The sequence below is a fragment of the Nonomuraea rosea genome (assembly GCF_039539705.1).
GTDB classification, from domain to species: Bacteria; Actinomycetota; Actinomycetes; order Streptosporangiales; family Streptosporangiaceae; genus Nonomuraea; species Nonomuraea rosea.
Genome location: NZ_BAABDQ010000029.1, coordinates 129279 through 144517, shown reverse-complemented (window position 1 = coordinate 144517; position 15239 = coordinate 129279). Strand labels below are relative to the sequence as shown.

The following is a 15239-nucleotide window of genomic DNA, read 5'->3' as shown; positions in this document are numbered from 1 at the left end:
CCTCCCTTCCCCGCACAAGCACCCCCCAGAAAACCCCCGGAAGGCGGGAAGACGTCCATGACCAGACCTCTTGCCTCACGTAAACCGCGGCTCGCGGCACTCGTCCTGATCACCGCCGCGGCCGTCGCGCTCAGCGGCTGCAGCTCCGCCAGCGGTGGCGGAGACGGTGGCGGCACCGGTGGCGGCGAGATCACCGTCGCCGGCACGTACGCGATCGACAGCCTCGACTCGGCCAGCCCCACGGGCGGCAGCGCCACCGGCACCCAGCTGGCCTCGCAGGCGATCTTCAGCCGGCTGGTGCGGCCGCGCCCCGACGGCACCCTGCAGGGCGACCTCGCCACCGAGTGGAAGCCGGACAGCACCGCCTCGCAGTGGACGTTCACGCTGCGTCCGGGGGTGAAGTTCAGCGACGGCAAGCCCCTCACCGCCGACGACGTCGTGGCCTCGTTCAAGCGGCTCCTGGAGCTCAAGAGCACGAACGCGGCCAACTTCGCGGGCTACACGATGACCGCCACGTCGCCCTCCGAGGTGGTGCTGAAGGCGGCGAAACCGGACGCGGCGGTGCCGTACAAGCTGGCCATCTTCTACGTGGTGCCCGCGAGCCTGACCGGTGAGAACCCGGCGTTCTTCCAGAACCCGGTCGGATCCGGGCCGTTCAAGGTGGAGAAGTACGACTCCTCCGGGACGCTCGTGCTGGTGCCGAACGCCGGCTACTACGGCGGGGCGCCGAAGGTCAAGCGGGTGACCATCCGCAAGATGCCCGAGCTCGCGGCCCGGCTGACCGCGCTGCGCACCGGTGAGGCGGACCTCGTCTGGGGCATCCCCGACGACCAGCTCGGCGGGCTGCAGAGCGACTCCACCCTCAAGGTCGAGACGGTGCCGAGCACCGCCGTGTTCACCATGTGGTTCAACTCCTCCACCCCGGAGCTGAAGGAGGCCAAGGTGCGCCGGGCGCTGTGGCAGGCGGTCGACTTCGCCACCATCATCAAGCGCCTCTACCCGCAGACGGGCACCCTGGCCGACGCCCCGGTCTCGCCTGTCACCCTCGGCCACGTCCCCCAGGAGCCCGTCACGTACGACCCGGCCGCGGCGAAGGCGGCGCTGACCGCCGCCGGCTTCGACTTCTCCGCCAAGCTGCGGCTGCAGTTCGCCAACGCCGAGTTCCGGCCGTTCAACCAGGCGATCGTCTCCGACCTGCAGAAGATCGGCGTCCAGGTGGACCTGCTGGAGAAGGAGCAGGCGGTGTTCACCAAGGACCTGCTCGCCCTGAACTGGGACGTCAACTTCCAGCAGCTGTCGAACCCCACGTTCGACGCCGCCAACACGCTCGGCCGGCTGTACCCGTGCGCGGCCAAGCGCAACGGCTACTGCAACCCCGAGCTCGACAAGCTGCTCGCCGCCGCCGGGGCGAGCCCGGACAAGGACGAGCGGGTCAAGCTGTACGGCGAGGCCAGCAAGATCATCTGGTCGGACGCGGTCGGCATGTTCCCGATGGCCGTCAAGTACGCCTACGCCTGGAACCACCGCGTCACCGGCGTCACCCCGGACCCCAACGGGCTGCCCGACTTCGCCGGCATGCAGGTCAGCAGCTCGTGAGCCGGACGCGGACGCCGGCCGCGGCGCAGGACGGCCCGATGCTGGAGACGGACGGGCTGCTCGAGGTGGACGGGCTGGTCGTCGACCTGCCCGCCGCCGCGGGCGCCGTCCGCGTCGTCGACCGGGTGACGTTCGACATCCCGCCGGCGACGACGGTCGGGCTCATCGGCGAGTCGGGCAGCGGCAAGACGATGACCGCGAACGCCGTGCTCGGCCTGCTCCCCGGCGGCGCGGCGACCGGTGGGGAGCTGCGCTGGCAAGGCGAGAACCTCCTCCGGGCGAGCCCTGCCCGGAGGCGCCGGCTGCGCGGCCACGAGATCGCGATGATCTTCCAGGACCCGCTGGCCGCGCTCAACCCGTCCCAGACGATCGGCCGCCAGGTGGGCGAGATCCTCCGCCGCGCCGGCCGCCCCCGAGCCGAGGTCCAGCGGCGGGTCGTCGAACTGCTCGACCTCGCCGGCATCCCCGAACCGGCCACGCGGATGCGCGGCTACCCGCACGAGTTCTCCGGCGGGATGCGGCAACGGGCCATGATCGCCCTCGCCCTGGCGGGCAGCCCGGCGCTGCTGCTCGCCGACGAGCCCACCACCGCCCTGGACGTGACCGTGCAGGCGCGCATCCTGCGCCTGCTGCGCTCCATCCAGGAGGACCAGGGGCTGGCGATGCTGCTGGTCAGCCACGACCTGCGGGTCGTGGCGCACGTCGCGCACCAGGTCGTCGTCATGTACGCCGGGCGGGTCGCCGAGCGCGGCCCCACCGCGGCGGTGCTGGCCCGCCCCGCCCACCCGTACACCCGCGCGCTGGTCGACAGCGTGCCCGCGGTGCGGACCCGTACCGCGCTGGCGCACCCGCTGCCGGGCACCCCGGCCACCCCGGCGAACCGGCCGGCCGGGTGCGCGTTCCATCCCCGGTGCCCGCTGGCCCGTGAGCGGTGCCGTACCGAGGAACCGCAGACGAGATCCGTCGCGCCCGGCCGGTGGGCCGCGTGCCACTTCGCCGAGGAGCTGCAGCCGTGCTGAAGGAAGCCGCCGACGCGCAGGAAGACCTGCTGGAGGTACGCGACCTGCGGGTCAGCTTCGGCCGCCGGGGCACGTGGCTCCGCTCCCGCGGGTCCGGGGAGTTCGTCGCGGTCGACGGTGTGAGCCTCACGGTGGCTCCCGACGAGATCGTCGGCCTGGTGGGGGAGTCCGGCTCAGGCAAGACCACGGTGGCCCGTGCCGTGGTCGGCCTGGTCCGGCCCGACTCCGGCGCCGTCCTGCTCGACGGCGCGCCCGTGGGACCGGTCGGGCGGCGCACGACGGCGCAGCAGCGTGCCGCGCAGATGGTCTTCCAGGACCCGCGCTCCTCGCTCAGCCCGCGCATGACCGTGGCCGCGATCATCGACGAGGCCTGGCGCACCCACCCGAGCTCGGCCCCGGACGGCGACCGTACCGATGCCCTGCACCGCCTGCTCGACGACGTCGGGCTCGACGCGGGCGTGGCCCGGCACCGGGCGGACGAACTGTCCGGCGGGCAGTGCCAGCGGGTCAGCATCGCCCGCGCCCTCGCGGTCAGGCCGCGGCTGCTGGTGTGCGACGAAGCGGTGTCCGCCCTGGACGTGTCGGTCCAGGCGCAGATCCTGCGGCTTCTGGTCGACCTGCGTGAGCGCCACCATCTGGCGATGCTCTTCATCTCCCACGACCTCGGGGTGGTGCACCAGATCGCGGACCGGATCGCCGTCATGCGCCGCGGTGTGGTGGTGGAGGAAGGACCGGCGACGGACGTCCTGGGGTCGCCGCAGCACGAGTACACCCGCAGCCTGCTCGACGCCGCCCTCGAACTGTCCCCGGCGGAGTCGTAACGCGTTTGGTGAGCACGGCCTCATCCGCGCCGGCGGCCGGAACTCCTGAGTACAGGATTTCGTGAATTCAGGTATTTGTGTATTGTCGGTGTCATGTTGACGATCGCCACCGAGATCGAGGTGCTGGCCCGGTTCGGCCGCGCTCTGGCCGACCCGATCCGCTGCCGCATCCTGGTCGCCCTGCGCGAGGCGCCGGCGCATCCCGCCGAGCTCGCCGACCTGCTCGGCATCTCCCGGACCCGGCTGTCCAACCACCTGGCCTGCCTGCGCGACTGCGGCCTGGTCGTGGCGGTCCCGGTCGGGCGCCGCACCCGCTACGAGCTGGCCGACCCCCGGCTCGGCCACGCCCTGGACGACCTGCGCACCGCCGTGGTCGCGGTGGCCACCGACGCCGACCGCACCTGCGCCGCCACCACCGACGAGGACTGCTGCTGATGGCCGCCGACCGCACCCGCGCCGCCGGGGACGGGGGACTGACGGCCGCCGGCCTCGCCCTCGGACCCTCGTCGGACCAGCGCACCGTGCTGCGGCGCCGTATCCGGCTCCTGGTCGCCGCCACCATCACGTACAACGTGATCGAGGCCGCCGTCGCGATCACCGCCGGCACCGTCGCCTCCTCCGCCGCCCTGATCGGCTTCGGCCTCGACTCGATCGTCGAGGTCGCCTCCGCGACCGCGGTCGCCTGGCAGTTCTCCGCCGCCGACCACGAACGCCGCGAGAGGACCGCGCTACGCGTCATCGCGATCTCGTTCTTCGCGCTGGCCGCCTACGTCACCTACGACGCCGTCCGCGCCCTGCTGGGCGTCGGCGGAGAAGCCGGACATTCCACCCCCGGCCTGATCCTGGCCGCCCTGTCGCTGCTGGTCATGCCGTTCCTGTCGGCCGCCCAGCGCCGCGCGGGCCGCGAACTCGGCTCAGCCTCCGCCGTCGCCGACTCCAAGCAGACCCTGCTCTGCACCTACCTGTCCGCCGTGCTGCTGGCCGGTCTCGCGCTCAACAGCCTGTTCGGCTGGTCGTGGGCCGACCCGATCGCCGCCCTGGTCATCGCCGCCGTCGCGGTCAAGGAAGGCCGCGAGGCCTGGCGCGGGGACACCTGCTGCGTACCCATCGCCGGCGCCCGGCCGGAGCAGACAGACCAGCCCTGCGCCGACGGCTGCTGCCCGCCCCCGACGAAGGAGACCCCCTCATGATCGGCCGTCCGATGCCCGCCCAGGTGCGCGCCGCCTACCGCGCCGAGATGCACGCCGCCCGCGACGCCACCGGCCCTGATCCGCGGTGGCGGCACCTGGAACGCGCACACATCCTCTCCCAGCCCTGGCCCTGGCCGCACACCCGCAACCACATGGCCATGCTCGCCCTGGCCATCGTCCAGCGTGATCGGCGCGAAGCCTTCGGCCAGGTGATCCGCATCATCGTGGCCGCTCCCGGCTCCGCGCTGGGCCGCTATCCGGAGGGCAACACCGGCCGGGCCGGCGTCGGCCTGACCCAGCCCATGCCCATGCCCGCCGACCTGGCCGAGCTGCTTCAGGCCGCCTGAGAGCGCCCCTGGGGTTCAGGGGCCTGTCCCTTCCGCCGGAAGGGACAGGCCGTCATGGCTGTCTGGCCGTGAGGTCAGGCCAGCCCGTCATCGAAGGAGAACCCGTACGTGGACGGCGGGTTCGCCAGCACCCACTGCTGCTCGAAGCGGAAGGAGCAGTTCTGCAGCACCAGGGGGGTGCCGAAGGAAGTGCCGCCGCCGGACACGGTGGCGCATCTCAGGGACGGCCCGTTGCGCAGGACCCAGATACGGTCGAGGCCGCCGGGGGTCAAGGCGACGAACGTCCACTGCTGATCACCCTGGACGACGCCGCTGCAGTCCCGCAGCACCAGCCGGGTGCCCACGGGAACCGGTGAGCTGGTGACGGCCAGGCTGAGGCACTTGCCGCTGACGTGGCGGACCGAGCGGTCGGGCGTGTTGCCGCCGGTGCCGTGCCAGAGCTGACTGGCTCCAGCGCAGTTCGCCAGCACCAGCGGAGTGCCGTCAGCCGTGCCGCCGTTGAGCGGCCCGATGCATCGGGGAATGCCGGAGGTGGTGGCGATCACCGTAGACGGGAACGCGGCGGCCTGGGCGGTCGCCGATGTCACCCCCAGGGAGATCAACAGCGCCAGCCCGGTGAGGACGGTGTAGAGCAATCTGCGCACGTTCGCTCCTTTGAGCGGTTGACGGATCTTGCGCACGCGGGACGCGTGTCTACGTGATAGGCGTTTCGTCCCGTTCCTTGCCGGGCCATGGGTCCGAACGCGACCTTCCCGCATGGCCACCCGTCGGAAGCCCCGCAGAGTAACTGAGTACTGCCCTACTCATGCGCAGCACGTGCCCGCCACCCACCCTGAAAGCCGGACAGCACCGGACGCAGGGAGCGAGAGATGGGTAATGGGGCGCGATGGGGCAGGGCATGGGTTGCCGCAGGGCTGGTGATGTTGGGCCTGGTGGCGCTGCCGGGCGGACCCGCCGGAGCGCAGGCCGGTCCTCGGGCCGGGACCCAGGCTGGGGCCCAGGCTGGGACCCAGGCCGGGACCCAGGCTGGGGTCCGGAACGTGGCTCCGGCCACGCAGCCGGTGACGCTGCGCATCCTGTCGGTCGAGTGCGCGTCGGCCTGCGACGCCACCGGCATCGAGGCGGCGGGCATGGGCCCGCCGGACTTCTACGCCATCCTGTCCATCGGCTCGGAGTCGAAGACGACCCCCGTCGTGCCCGACAAGGCCCAGGTGTTCATCCCGGAGGGCTGGACGCTGACCACTCAGGTCTCCACCTCCTTACCCTCGGTCGACCTCGCCGTCCGGATCATGGACGAGGACCCGGACACGGACCCCAACGGTGACGACCTGGCCGACGCCTCGCGCAGGAGCGGCGACAGCGCGGCCCGCTTCACGCTCGACCTGGTCGACGGCTCGCTGTCCGGCGACCTCACCGACCCGACGGGCTGCACGACGGGCGGCGGGGACGGCCACCCCGTCCAGGTCTGCTACGACATCCGGCCGTACACCTTCGAGGACAGCGACGGCGACAGCTTCACCGACTACGCCGAGCACCGCGGCCTGGACTTCAACGACGACGGCACGATCGACCTGCACCTGGAGCAGTGGGCCGACCCGCGGCGGCGTGACCTGTTCGTCGAGATCGACTGGATGGCCGGACTCGCACCGCAGAGCGGCGTGCTGGCCGCCGTCGAACAGGTCTTCTCGAACGCCCCGATCACCAACCCGGCGACCGGCGGTCAAGGGCTGGCGCTGCACCTGCTCCCCGACGAGCAGCTGCCCTACGGCGAGACGCTGCGCTTCGACGACACCCGCGATCCCGGGCCCGCCGACGACTTCGACGACCTCAAGTCGGGCAGATCCGATCAGACCTGCGCCCACGGCGGCGAGGACGGCCACTTCGGCACCCCCGCCGACCGCACCAGCCCGGAGTGCGACCGCATCCTGCTGTTCAAGCGGCTGCACTTCCGTTACGGCATCTTCATCAACGGCCTGACCCCGCCGACCGTGCCCGGCCCGGCCGGCACCCCGGTGCCCAACACCATCTCCGGCCGGGCCGAGCTGGACGACCGCGGCGGCAACGACTTCGTCGTCTCGCTCGGCAGGCTCGGCGCGGCGGTGGACCTGGGCAGGTTCGGCGGCCGGGCCAAGGCGGAACAGGCCACGCTCCTGCACGAACTGGGCCACACCTTCGGTCTCGGGCACGGCGGCCGTACCGACAACGGCACAGCGGACCGGATCAACTGCAAGCCGAACTACCTGAGCGTCATGAACTACCCGCTGCAATTCGCCACGGTGGCCACGCTGCCGGCCGGCGAGCACCTCGACCCGAACCGGCCGCTGGACTTCCAGCGCCTGAACAACGTCCAGACCCTGAACGAGGCGGCGCTGGACGAGACGGCCCTGCCGGGCGTGTCAGGCGCGGGCACGCGGCGCATCATCTGGGGCGGGAACGGGGCCGGCCGCTGGTTCCACGCTCCCGCGAACGGGCGGATCAACTGGAAGGTGGACTTCCTGCCCAACGGCGATCTCAAACTGGAGCCGTCGGTCGCCGTCGACCTCAACCATCTGACCATGTTCTCCGAATGCGACGTGCCCTCCGCCGGGCAGCAGCTGGTCAGCAACCCCGACTGGGACCGCCTGGTCTACAACTTCACCAACAGCCCCTACTTCTCCGACGGCGTGCACGGGCCGGCTCCCGAGGAGATCGACGCCGAGGACCTGCAGCGGCTGGCGGCGGCCGATCTCAACGTGGCGAAGAGCGTGGACAAGGGCGACGCGCGGCCCGGGGACGAGCTGACGTACAAGATCACCACCGGCAACGCAGGGCCCAGCACCGCCACCACCGTCGCCATCACCGACACCCCGCCCACGGGCCAGGACATCACCCGTACGCTGGCCGACCTGCCCGCGGGCCGGCGGGCCGAGGAGAGCGTCACCTACACGGTGCCGTGCACGGTCACCGACGGCCAGGTGCTGACCAACCGGGTGACGGTCACCGGCCGCGACTCCTCCGGGCGGCCCGAGCCCGAGTGGCTGCTCGGCGACAACGCCGCCACCGCGGCCACCACCGCCCACATTCCCGGCATGTCCGTCGCCGTGGAGGGGACGGCGGCCGCCGGCGCGGGGGAGACGCTCACCTACACCGTCACCTACCGCAACACCGGATCCGCCCCGGCCACCGGCGTGGTCGTCACCCTCGACGCGCCCGCCGACGTCTCGCCGCGCACCTTGCGGCAGGAGGTGGGAACGGTGGCCGCCGGCGCGACGGGCACCGCACGATTCGCCGTGCGCACCAGCCTGCTGACCGGTGGCGGGACCGCCGTCACCGTGCGGGCCTCGGCGGCGTACGGAGGGGCGGGCGGGTGCGTCTACCCGGCGGCGAGTGCCACGGCGACCAGCACGGTGACCGAGCAGCCGCCCGGCCGCGATCCCCGGCCGCCCGCGCTGTGGCTGCTGCACACCGGCCAGGTGCCGGCCGAACTGCTGGCCCGGGTGCAGGCCACCGACACCCGCTTCGACGGCGCCGACGGCTCGGCACCCGACGGGCTGCTGTCGGTGGCGGAGGTCCGCAGGGTGCTCACCCTGCCGGTGACGCCCCCGGCCCTGCTGCGGGCGGAGCTGCTGGCGATCTATCTGAACCTGGGGGAGCGGCGGATCAACGCCTCGACCCGCATCGAGTCGCTGACCGCCACGAAACTGGGGACGGCGAACGTTGCCGCGGCGGCCAGGCACGGGCAGGCGACGCTGGAGCTGCCGGCTTCGCCGGGGAACCTGCTCCGGTACACCACGGCGCAGACCCTGCTGGCCTCGATCAACCTCAACCTCAGCACCCGCTACTGATCGGTGCGCAACCGGTCTCTACGGCGCCCGCGGGATCAGTCCCGCGGGCGCCGCGCGTCCCGCCCCTCCGGCTCGGGCAGGTCGCCGGGGCGCCGGGGCGTCAGGTGGGCAGGGTGGCTGTGGTGGAGAAGGCGGGGTCGAGGTGCGCCGTGTCGTTGAAGAGGCGCAGGATCCACCGGGCCTCGGTCAGCACCAGGTGCGACACCGACGCGTTGTCGGCGCCGAGGAACGCGAACGGCCGCGCCTCCGTGGCCGCCGCCAGCGCCTCGGCGATCACACCGCCGTGGGTGACCACGACGACCCGCTGGTCGGGATGGGCGGTGGCCAGCCTGCCGAGCACCTTGCGCACGCGTTCGGAGAAGGCCGCGGCGGGCTCCGCGCCCGGGATCACGTCCCAGCGTTCCTCGGCCGACATCCGCTTCGCGATCGGGTGGCCCTCCGCGACCATGCGCCGGAACAGGCCGCCCTCCCACTCGCCGAGGTGCACCTCCCGCAGCTCGGGCTCCACCACCGGCGTCAGGCCGAGCCGGGCGGCGAGCGGCGCGGCCGTCTGGGACGTACGCCGTAGCGAGCTCACGTAGAGGGCGTCGATGCGCTCGGTGGCGAGCCGCAGGCCCACCCGCTCCGCCTGCTCGTGGCCCTCGGGGGCGAGCCCCGGGTCTCCCTGGCCGTCCACCAGGGGGAACGGCCGGTCAGGGCGCGCCGGCTCCGACTCGCCGTGCCGGATCAGCAGAATCTCGGTGGCTCCAGGCGGCGTACGGAACCGGCCCTGACGATATTCGGCGGGCTTGTCACCCTCAGGTCCCACAGTCACAGAACATCACTCTACTGAGCACCCTGCCGCCGCCTCCAGGCGGCTCCTCGACGTGGTCAGGGCAGCAGAACGATCTTGCCTCGGGTGTGGCCCTGTTCCAGCCGCTCGAAGGCCGCCCGCACGTCGTCCAGCGCGTACGTCGCGGCGATCGGCACCTCCAGGTCCCCGGCGGCCACCATGGCGGCCAGCTCGGCCAGGATCGCCGCGCTCTTGACGGAGCTGCCGTCCGCCTTGACCCCGTACGTCCGCACGGCGGGGAAGTCGGCGATCGTGTTGACGCGGTCCGGTGGCACGCCGAGGTCGATGGCGAGCTGCACATACCCGTCGCCGTGGGTGTCGATGAACGCGTCGATCCCGGCCTCGCGCAGCCGGTCCGCCAGGCCCTCGCCGTACGCCATCGGCTTGACCCCGTGCGCGGCCAGCCATGCGTGGTGGGTGGGGCCGGCGATGCCGATCACCTCAGCGCCGGCGCGCCTGGCCAGCTGGACGGCCACGGAGCCGACACCGCCCGCGCCGCCCGACACCGCGACCGTGTCGCCCGGCGTCAGGGATACCGCGCGTACCGCCGCATAGGCCGTACATCCCGCGACGGCCAGCGAACCGGCCACCTCCCACGGCACGCCGGCCGGCTTGGGCGTGAGGTCGGCTGCTTCCACGAGCACGTACTGGGCGTGACTGGCACGGTTGTCGGTGAAGCCGATGACCTCGTCCCCGGCGGTCCAGCCCTCGACGCCGGGGCCGGTCCCGGTCACGATCCCGGCCAGGTCGCTGCCCTCGCCCGAGGGGAAGGTGGCCGGCCACTGCGCGTGCAGCAGTCCCTCGCGGATCTTCGCCTCACCGGGGTTGATCGCCGTGGCTCTGACCTGGACCAGCACCTGGCCGCCAGCCGGATCAGGGACCGGGACGTCGATCACGCGCAGCACGTCCGTGCCGCCGTACGCGTCGAACCGCACTGCTTTCGCCATGCCGGGCTCCTTCCTCTCATCTCCACTCAACCACAGCGGTCCTCTGACCTGCCGATGGCCGCCCATGCGCGTCCTCACCGAGGCAGTCGGCCATCAGTGGTGGAACTTCTGGCGATAAAGCCCGCCGAGTACGCTATTTCCGGATTCGCTCTGGTACGAGATCGTTCCGGTTCCTGAGGAGGTCTGGCTTATATGACCACGACATTCGGCGCGATCGGCAGTGGCCGGCGGACGCGGTTCTTCCTGCGGCTGGCCGCGGCGGCGCCGGACCGGTTCAGGGTGAGCGGCATCGTGACCCGCAGCGCGGATCGGGCCGCCGAGATCACCGCCGAGTGGGGCGTACCGGCCTTCGGCTCGATCGACGAGCTGCTCCGGCACGAGCGGCCCGACTACATCGCCGCGGCGGTGCCGTGGCCCGCGATGCCGGACGCGATCCGTGAGACGGCCGCGCGCGGGGTGCCGGTCCTGGCGGAGACGCCGCCCGCGGCGGACCTGGACGGGCTGCGGTCGCTGTGGGGCGACGTGGGCGGCACCGGCCTGGTCCAGGTGGCCGAGCAGTATCTGCTGATGCCCGGGCACGCGGCCCGGCTGGCGATCGTCCGTGAGGGCGTGATCGGCGAGCCGACCTCGGTCCAGGTCTCCTCGACCCACCTGTACCACGCGGTGTCGATGATCCGCGGCCTGCTGGGCGCCGGGTTCGGGGCGGCCGAGGTGCGTGCGAGCGCGTTCGAGGCGCCGCTCGCCGATCCGCTGGGGTTCGACGGGTGGCGGGGTGACGGCACGCCGCGGCGATCGACCACGACCATCGCCACCATCGACTTCGGCGGCACGATGGGCCTGTACGACTTCACCGACAACCAGTGGTGGAACCCCCTGCGGATGCGGCGGATCGTGGTGCGCGGCTCGATCGGCGAGCTGGTCGACGACCGGGTGGTCCGGCTGGCCGACCCCGTGACGCCGGTGGAGTCCCAGCTCGTCCGGCGGGACACCGGCGTCGATCTCAACCTGGAGTTGCGCGACCTCAAGCACATCAGCTTCGACGGGCGGGTGGTCTACCGCAACCCGTTCGACGGCGCGGGTCTGTCGGACGATGACATCGCGGTCGCGGACATCCTGGAGCGCACCGGCGCCTGGGCGCGCCAGGAGGGCCCGCCGCCGTACCCGCTCGCCGAGGCCTGCCAGGACCACCTGATCAGCGTGGCCATCGGGGAATCGGTGCAGAGCGGCGGCCCGGTCACCACCGGCAAGGAGGCCTGGTCCGGCTGACGGATGCGGGCCGCGACGATCGTCTCGACGTAGCTCACCGGTCACCCCGCCGAACGCTGGGCCGCACTCCAGCGCCACCACGAGCGACTGCCGTCATATCGAGATCATGCTGTGCCGGTCGTGGGCCCGTTCGGTCCGGTCGCTCAGGCGCTCAGTACCTTGCGGAGCTGCTCGCCGAACTCGGCGGGGTGCGTGCTGAGGCCTGTGTGCCCGCCGGGGAAATGGACGAGCTCCATGCCGAACCGCTCGGCCAGGTAGGCGGCGGGACGATAGGGCAGTTCGCCGCGCGAGTCCGTCCCGGCCGCCAGCACGAGCCGATCTGACAGGGCCTTCAGGCGATCCACGTCCGGGACGTAGGCCATGAAGCTCGGCACGATCCGCCCCAGGAAGTAGGGCATGTCCGCCATCGTCCGCTCAACGCGAGCCGCCGCCTCCGGCGGCAGCTCGGCGACCGCCGAGCCGTCCGCCGGATCGGCGTCGGGCCGCGTGGGGCCGGCGGCGGGACTGGCGTCGGGTCGCGCCGGGCCGCCGGCGGGACTGGTGTCGGGTCGGGTGGGGCTGGCGGCGGGATCGGTGTCGGGTCGCCTGAGACCGGACGCGGGACCGTTGCCGGGCCGCCTGAGACCGGCCGCGAACTCGGCCGCTGCGGGCATCAGCCCGTCCCGGCGGAACGTGTCCTGGACGCGGGCGAGCAGCGCGCGATGCTCGGCGGCGTCCGGCAGCACCTCCACCATCGGCGGCTCGTGCGCCACGACGCGTTCGATCCGCCCGGGATGGGCGGTGAGCAGGTGCAGCGCGACGATCGCACCGGAGCTGCAGCCGGCCACCCGGGCGGGCGCGTCCGGAGACAGCAGCTCCAGCAGCCGGAAGGCGTCGTCGGCGTGCTGCGCGACCCGCTGCTCGGCCTCCGGGTCGTCCAGCGGGCTGCGGGACAGGCCGCGCGGGTCGTAGGAGACGACGGTGTAGTCGGCGGCCAGGTCGCCGGCGACGCCGGCGAAGGAGGCCGCGCCGCCCGTGCCGCCGGGGATCAGCAGCAGCAACGGGCCGCTTCCGCGCGTCTCGTAGTGCAGGGTGGCGCCGTCCACGCGGAGGTGGGCGATGGCCGGGTTCGTCATGTCGCAGCTCCTTCTTGATGTGCGGGCCAGTGCTCCAGGGCGTTGTGCAGGGCTTCGAGGCAGCGGACCCAGGAGTCCTCCGCCGGGCGCTCGTGCGCGAACCCGCCCGCCGCCTCAAGGCTGACGAAGCCGTGGAGGGTGCTGCGTACCAGCCGGACCGCGTCGGTCAGGTCAGGCTCCCGCAGCGCGTACGCGCGCAGCATCCCGTAGGTCAGGTCCACCGCACGCCGCGGCCCGGCTGCCTGGGCCAGGAGCTCGGGGTCGATCTGGATCGGGATCTGCGTCGCCGTGTACCGGCCCGGGTGGTCGTGGGCATAGGTGCGGTAGGCGTTCGCGAACGCCGTCAGCGCGTCCTGGCCGGCCCGCCCGGCGGTGGCCTCGGCGATGCGGATGGTCTTCTCGTCCGCCGCCAGCAGGGCGATCCGGCCGCGCAGGTCCTCCAGGCCGCGCACGTGCACGTACAGGCTCGCGTCCTTCACCCCGAGCCGGCGCGCCACCGCCGACATGGTCACGTGGTCAAGCCCGACCTCGTCCGCCAACTCGGCGCCCGCGAGAGTCACCCGATCCGTCGTCAGCCCGGCCCGCGCCACGGTGCATCAGCCCTCTCCTAGAAACCTTCGATCAAAACTAGTGAGACTAGGTTACACCTTGGCTCCCTAGGTTTGCACCCTCCTCATCGTCCGGGGACCCGCTGCAGGATGTGCCGACCCCTGGTTGACGGCTGCACTGTTGAGGACAACCTCGCTCCGCGTTCTGCGGGTGGGCCGGCCTAAGGGCCGGCCGGTGGGGCGACGACCAGCTCGGTGTCCGGGTCGTGGTCGATCTGCGGCGGGCCGGCGACGATCATGGTGGCTCGGGTCCACGGCTTTTCCCGTAGCAGGAACGGCAGTTCCTCCAGCAGCCAGTTCGCCACGTGCGTCAGCTGCTCGGGGGAGTCGCCGTCGCGGACGGTCAGCAAGCGCTCCTGCTCGTCGAGGTCGCCCTGCATCCACACCGAGGCGTCCAGCCACGGGGCGAGCTCTTCGCGGATGATGCCGGTGCCCTCGACCCAGATGACGCCGGCGCCGGCGGGGACGGTGATCGAGCCGGGCCGGTCGTGGGTGATCCAGGCTTCCGGGCGGAAGTTCACCGCCTCGCCCCGGTGCAGCGGTCGCAGGATGTGCTCGGCGAGCACGGCGCCCCAGGCGAAGTAGGCGTGGTTCCAGGCGACGTCGTCGGTGTGCACGATGGCGGAGCCGGGCACCGCTTTGCGCAGCCGCTCGGCCAGGGTCGTCTTGCCGGCGCCGCCCCGGCCGTCGATCGCGATCACCCGTGGACGTCCGGCGACGTCGGGTGATGCGTCGCGCAGTTGCCGGACGGCGTCGAGCACGGTCACCACCCGCCAGCCGACGGCCTCGGGCTCGCCTGGATGCAGACGCATCGGCCACCTGCCGATCGGAGGTGCGGACAAGGGCCCGGGCGGGCCAACGATCGCCCCACCTTATCGGCGTCAGGGCGGAGAAGGTCCGTGGTCGCATCAAGCATGCTTGTTGACGCACGTAATGATAAATGTCTAGGGTTTGAGAGGTCCCTGTCGAGCCTGCCAGTGCGAGGAAAGGCGCTGATGACCACGCCGCACCAGGACGCCGGATCCGGCCGCGACCTCACCCATGACTTCGACCCGCGCGCCTCCGAGACCTTCACCAGTGCCCACGCGCTGTACAAGGAGATGCGGGCGACCTGCCCGGTCGCTCACAGCACGACCTACGACGGCGGGTTCTGGGCGCTGTTCCGTCACGAGGACGTCAAGCGCGTGCTGGACGGCCGTGCCCTGTTCACCACGTCGGTGCAGAACACGGTGCCGAAGTTCGCCTTCACCGGGCGGCGTCCGCCGCTGCACTTCGATCCGCCGGAGCACACGGCTTACCGCCGGGTGATCAACCGCTTCTTCACCCGCGACAAGATGGCCGCTCTGGAGCCGCGGGCCCGCGAGTACGCCGTCCAGCTGCTGCGGCCGCTCATCGAGGCCGGCGAGGGCGACGTCGCCATCGATTACGCGCAGAAGTTCCCGGCACATGTGTTCGCGTCGTTCTTCAATCTGCCGACCGGTCTGGCCGAGTTGATCAAGGAGATCAGCGCCGCATATGTTGCAGCCATTCAGATCGTCGACACGGATAACGTCGTACGTCTGAGCCGGCGCCTGTACGAGATCGCGCAGGCCGTGATCGACGAGCGGCGCGCTGATCCGATGGATCCCGGCCAGGATCTCACCAGTGCTCTCATGGCCGCCGAGTAAGAGGGTG

15 protein-coding genes are annotated in these 15239 nt (G+C 72.1%); 9 read left to right on the top strand and 6 right to left on the bottom strand.

The features are described from left to right. Positions 1 to 57: 57 nt before the first annotated feature. From ABEA43_RS45930 to ABEA43_RS45905, 6 genes are all read left to right on the top strand, one after another. Positions 58 to 1596 (top strand): ABC transporter substrate-binding protein, encoded by a 1539-nt coding sequence (locus ABEA43_RS45930; protein WP_345572379.1) that lies wholly within the window; start codon positions 58 to 60, stop codon positions 1594 to 1596. Next, a complete protein-coding gene (locus ABEA43_RS45925) occupies positions 1593 to 2615 on the top strand; it encodes an ABC transporter ATP-binding protein (protein WP_345572378.1) in 1023 nt (340 codons plus the stop codon). The genes ABEA43_RS45930 and ABEA43_RS45925 overlap by 4 nt, the downstream gene beginning before the upstream one ends. Continuing rightward, positions 2609 to 3436 (top strand): ABC transporter ATP-binding protein, encoded by an 828-nt coding sequence (locus ABEA43_RS45920; protein WP_345572377.1) that lies wholly within the window; start codon positions 2609 to 2611, stop codon positions 3434 to 3436. The genes ABEA43_RS45925 and ABEA43_RS45920 overlap by 7 nt, the downstream gene beginning before the upstream one ends. Before the next feature lie 93 nt (positions 3437 to 3529). Beyond that, the gene (locus tag ABEA43_RS45915; protein ID WP_345572376.1) at positions 3530 to 3871 is read left to right on the top strand and encodes an ArsR/SmtB family transcription factor; all 342 of its coding nucleotides are present in this window, start codon (positions 3530 to 3532) and stop codon (positions 3869 to 3871) included. Then, positions 3871 to 4626, top strand: coding sequence for a cation efflux transmembrane domain-containing protein (locus ABEA43_RS45910; RefSeq protein ID WP_345572375.1), 756 nt, complete (start codon positions 3871 to 3873; stop codon positions 4624 to 4626). Before ABEA43_RS45915 ends, ABEA43_RS45910 begins: the two co-directional genes overlap by 1 nt. Continuing rightward, the gene (locus ABEA43_RS45905) at positions 4623 to 4973 is read left to right on the top strand and encodes a DUF3703 domain-containing protein (RefSeq protein ID WP_345572374.1); all 351 of its coding nucleotides are present in this window, start codon (positions 4623 to 4625) and stop codon (positions 4971 to 4973) included. Before ABEA43_RS45910 ends, ABEA43_RS45905 begins: the two co-directional genes overlap by 4 nt. Before the next feature lie 74 nt (positions 4974 to 5047). Here ABEA43_RS45905 and ABEA43_RS45900 read toward each other — a convergent pair whose 3' ends face one another. Next, positions 5048 to 5617 (bottom strand): RICIN domain-containing protein, encoded by a 570-nt coding sequence (locus ABEA43_RS45900; protein WP_345572373.1) that lies wholly within the window; start codon positions 5615 to 5617, stop codon positions 5048 to 5050. A gap of 396 nt (positions 5618 to 6013) precedes the next feature. On the opposite strand from ABEA43_RS45900, the gene ABEA43_RS45895 reads away from it, so the two are divergent. Beyond that, entirely contained in the window at positions 6014 to 8797 is a 2784-nt protein-coding gene (locus ABEA43_RS45895; RefSeq protein WP_345572372.1) for a DUF7507 domain-containing protein, read from the top strand. Between the two features lie 100 nt (positions 8798 to 8897). On the opposite strand, the gene ABEA43_RS45890 is transcribed toward ABEA43_RS45895, so the two are convergent. Further along, entirely contained in the window at positions 8898 to 9611 is a 714-nt protein-coding gene (locus ABEA43_RS45890; RefSeq protein WP_345572371.1) for a histidine phosphatase family protein, read from the bottom strand. Positions 9612 to 9667: 56 nt separating this feature from the next. Beyond that, on the bottom strand, positions 9668 to 10576 hold the full coding sequence (locus ABEA43_RS45885) for an NADP-dependent oxidoreductase (protein WP_345572370.1): 909 nt from the start codon (positions 10574 to 10576) through the stop codon (positions 9668 to 9670). 192 nt (positions 10577 to 10768) lie between these two features. On the opposite strand from ABEA43_RS45885, the gene ABEA43_RS45880 reads away from it, so the two are divergent. Further along, entirely contained in the window at positions 10769 to 11842 is a 1074-nt protein-coding gene (locus tag ABEA43_RS45880; protein WP_345572369.1) for a Gfo/Idh/MocA family protein, read from the top strand. A gap of 143 nt (positions 11843 to 11985) precedes the next feature. On the opposite strand, the gene ABEA43_RS45875 is transcribed toward ABEA43_RS45880, so the two are convergent. The 3 genes from ABEA43_RS45875 to ABEA43_RS45865 all read right to left on the bottom strand — a co-directional run bounded on the left by ABEA43_RS45875 (position 11986) and on the right by ABEA43_RS45865 (position 14377). After that, the gene (locus tag ABEA43_RS45875) at positions 11986 to 12957 is read right to left on the bottom strand and encodes an alpha/beta fold hydrolase (RefSeq protein WP_345572368.1); all 972 of its coding nucleotides are present in this window, start codon (positions 12955 to 12957) and stop codon (positions 11986 to 11988) included. Then, the gene (locus ABEA43_RS45870; protein ID WP_345572367.1) at positions 12954 to 13547 is read right to left on the bottom strand and encodes a TetR/AcrR family transcriptional regulator; all 594 of its coding nucleotides are present in this window, start codon (positions 13545 to 13547) and stop codon (positions 12954 to 12956) included. The genes ABEA43_RS45875 and ABEA43_RS45870 overlap by 4 nt, the downstream gene beginning before the upstream one ends. A 179-nt stretch (positions 13548 to 13726) precedes the next feature. After that, the gene (locus ABEA43_RS45865) at positions 13727 to 14377 is read right to left on the bottom strand and encodes a uridine kinase family protein (protein ID WP_345572366.1); all 651 of its coding nucleotides are present in this window, start codon (positions 14375 to 14377) and stop codon (positions 13727 to 13729) included. A gap of 102 nt (positions 14378 to 14479) precedes the next feature. Here ABEA43_RS45865 and ABEA43_RS45860 point away from each other — a divergent pair, with 102 nt between their 5' ends. Continuing rightward, a complete protein-coding gene (locus tag ABEA43_RS45860) occupies positions 14480 to 15232 on the top strand; it encodes a cytochrome P450 family protein (RefSeq protein WP_345572365.1) in 753 nt (250 codons plus the stop codon). The last annotated feature ends 7 nt before the right edge of the window (positions 15233 to 15239 follow it).

Excerpts from the sequence above, each read along its gene's own strand:
- ABEA43_RS45930 (WP_345572379.1), top strand. The coding sequence starts at position 58 with ATGACCAGACCTCTTGCCTCACGTAAACCGCGGCTCGCGGCACTCGTC.
- ABEA43_RS45915 (WP_345572376.1), top strand. The coding sequence starts at position 3,530 with ATGTTGACGATCGCCACCGAGATCGAGGTGCTGGCCCGGTTCGGCCGC.
- ABEA43_RS45910 (WP_345572375.1), top strand. The coding sequence starts at position 3,871 with ATGGCCGCCGACCGCACCCGCGCCGCCGGGGACGGGGGACTGACGGCC.
- ABEA43_RS45905 (WP_345572374.1), top strand. The coding sequence starts at position 4,623 with ATGATCGGCCGTCCGATGCCCGCCCAGGTGCGCGCCGCCTACCGCGCC.
- ABEA43_RS45885 (WP_345572370.1), bottom strand. The coding sequence starts at position 10,576 with ATGGCGAAAGCAGTGCGGTTCGACGCGTACGGCGGCACGGACGTGCTG.
- ABEA43_RS45880 (WP_345572369.1), top strand. The coding sequence starts at position 10,769 with ATGACCACGACATTCGGCGCGATCGGCAGTGGCCGGCGGACGCGGTTC.
- ABEA43_RS45875 (WP_345572368.1), bottom strand. The coding sequence starts at position 12,957 with ATGACGAACCCGGCCATCGCCCACCTCCGCGTGGACGGCGCCACCCTG.
- ABEA43_RS45865 (WP_345572366.1), bottom strand. The coding sequence starts at position 14,377 with ATGCGTCTGCATCCAGGCGAGCCCGAGGCCGTCGGCTGGCGGGTGGTG.
- ABEA43_RS45860 (WP_345572365.1), top strand. The coding sequence starts at position 14,480 with ATGCTTGTTGACGCACGTAATGATAAATGTCTAGGGTTTGAGAGGTCC.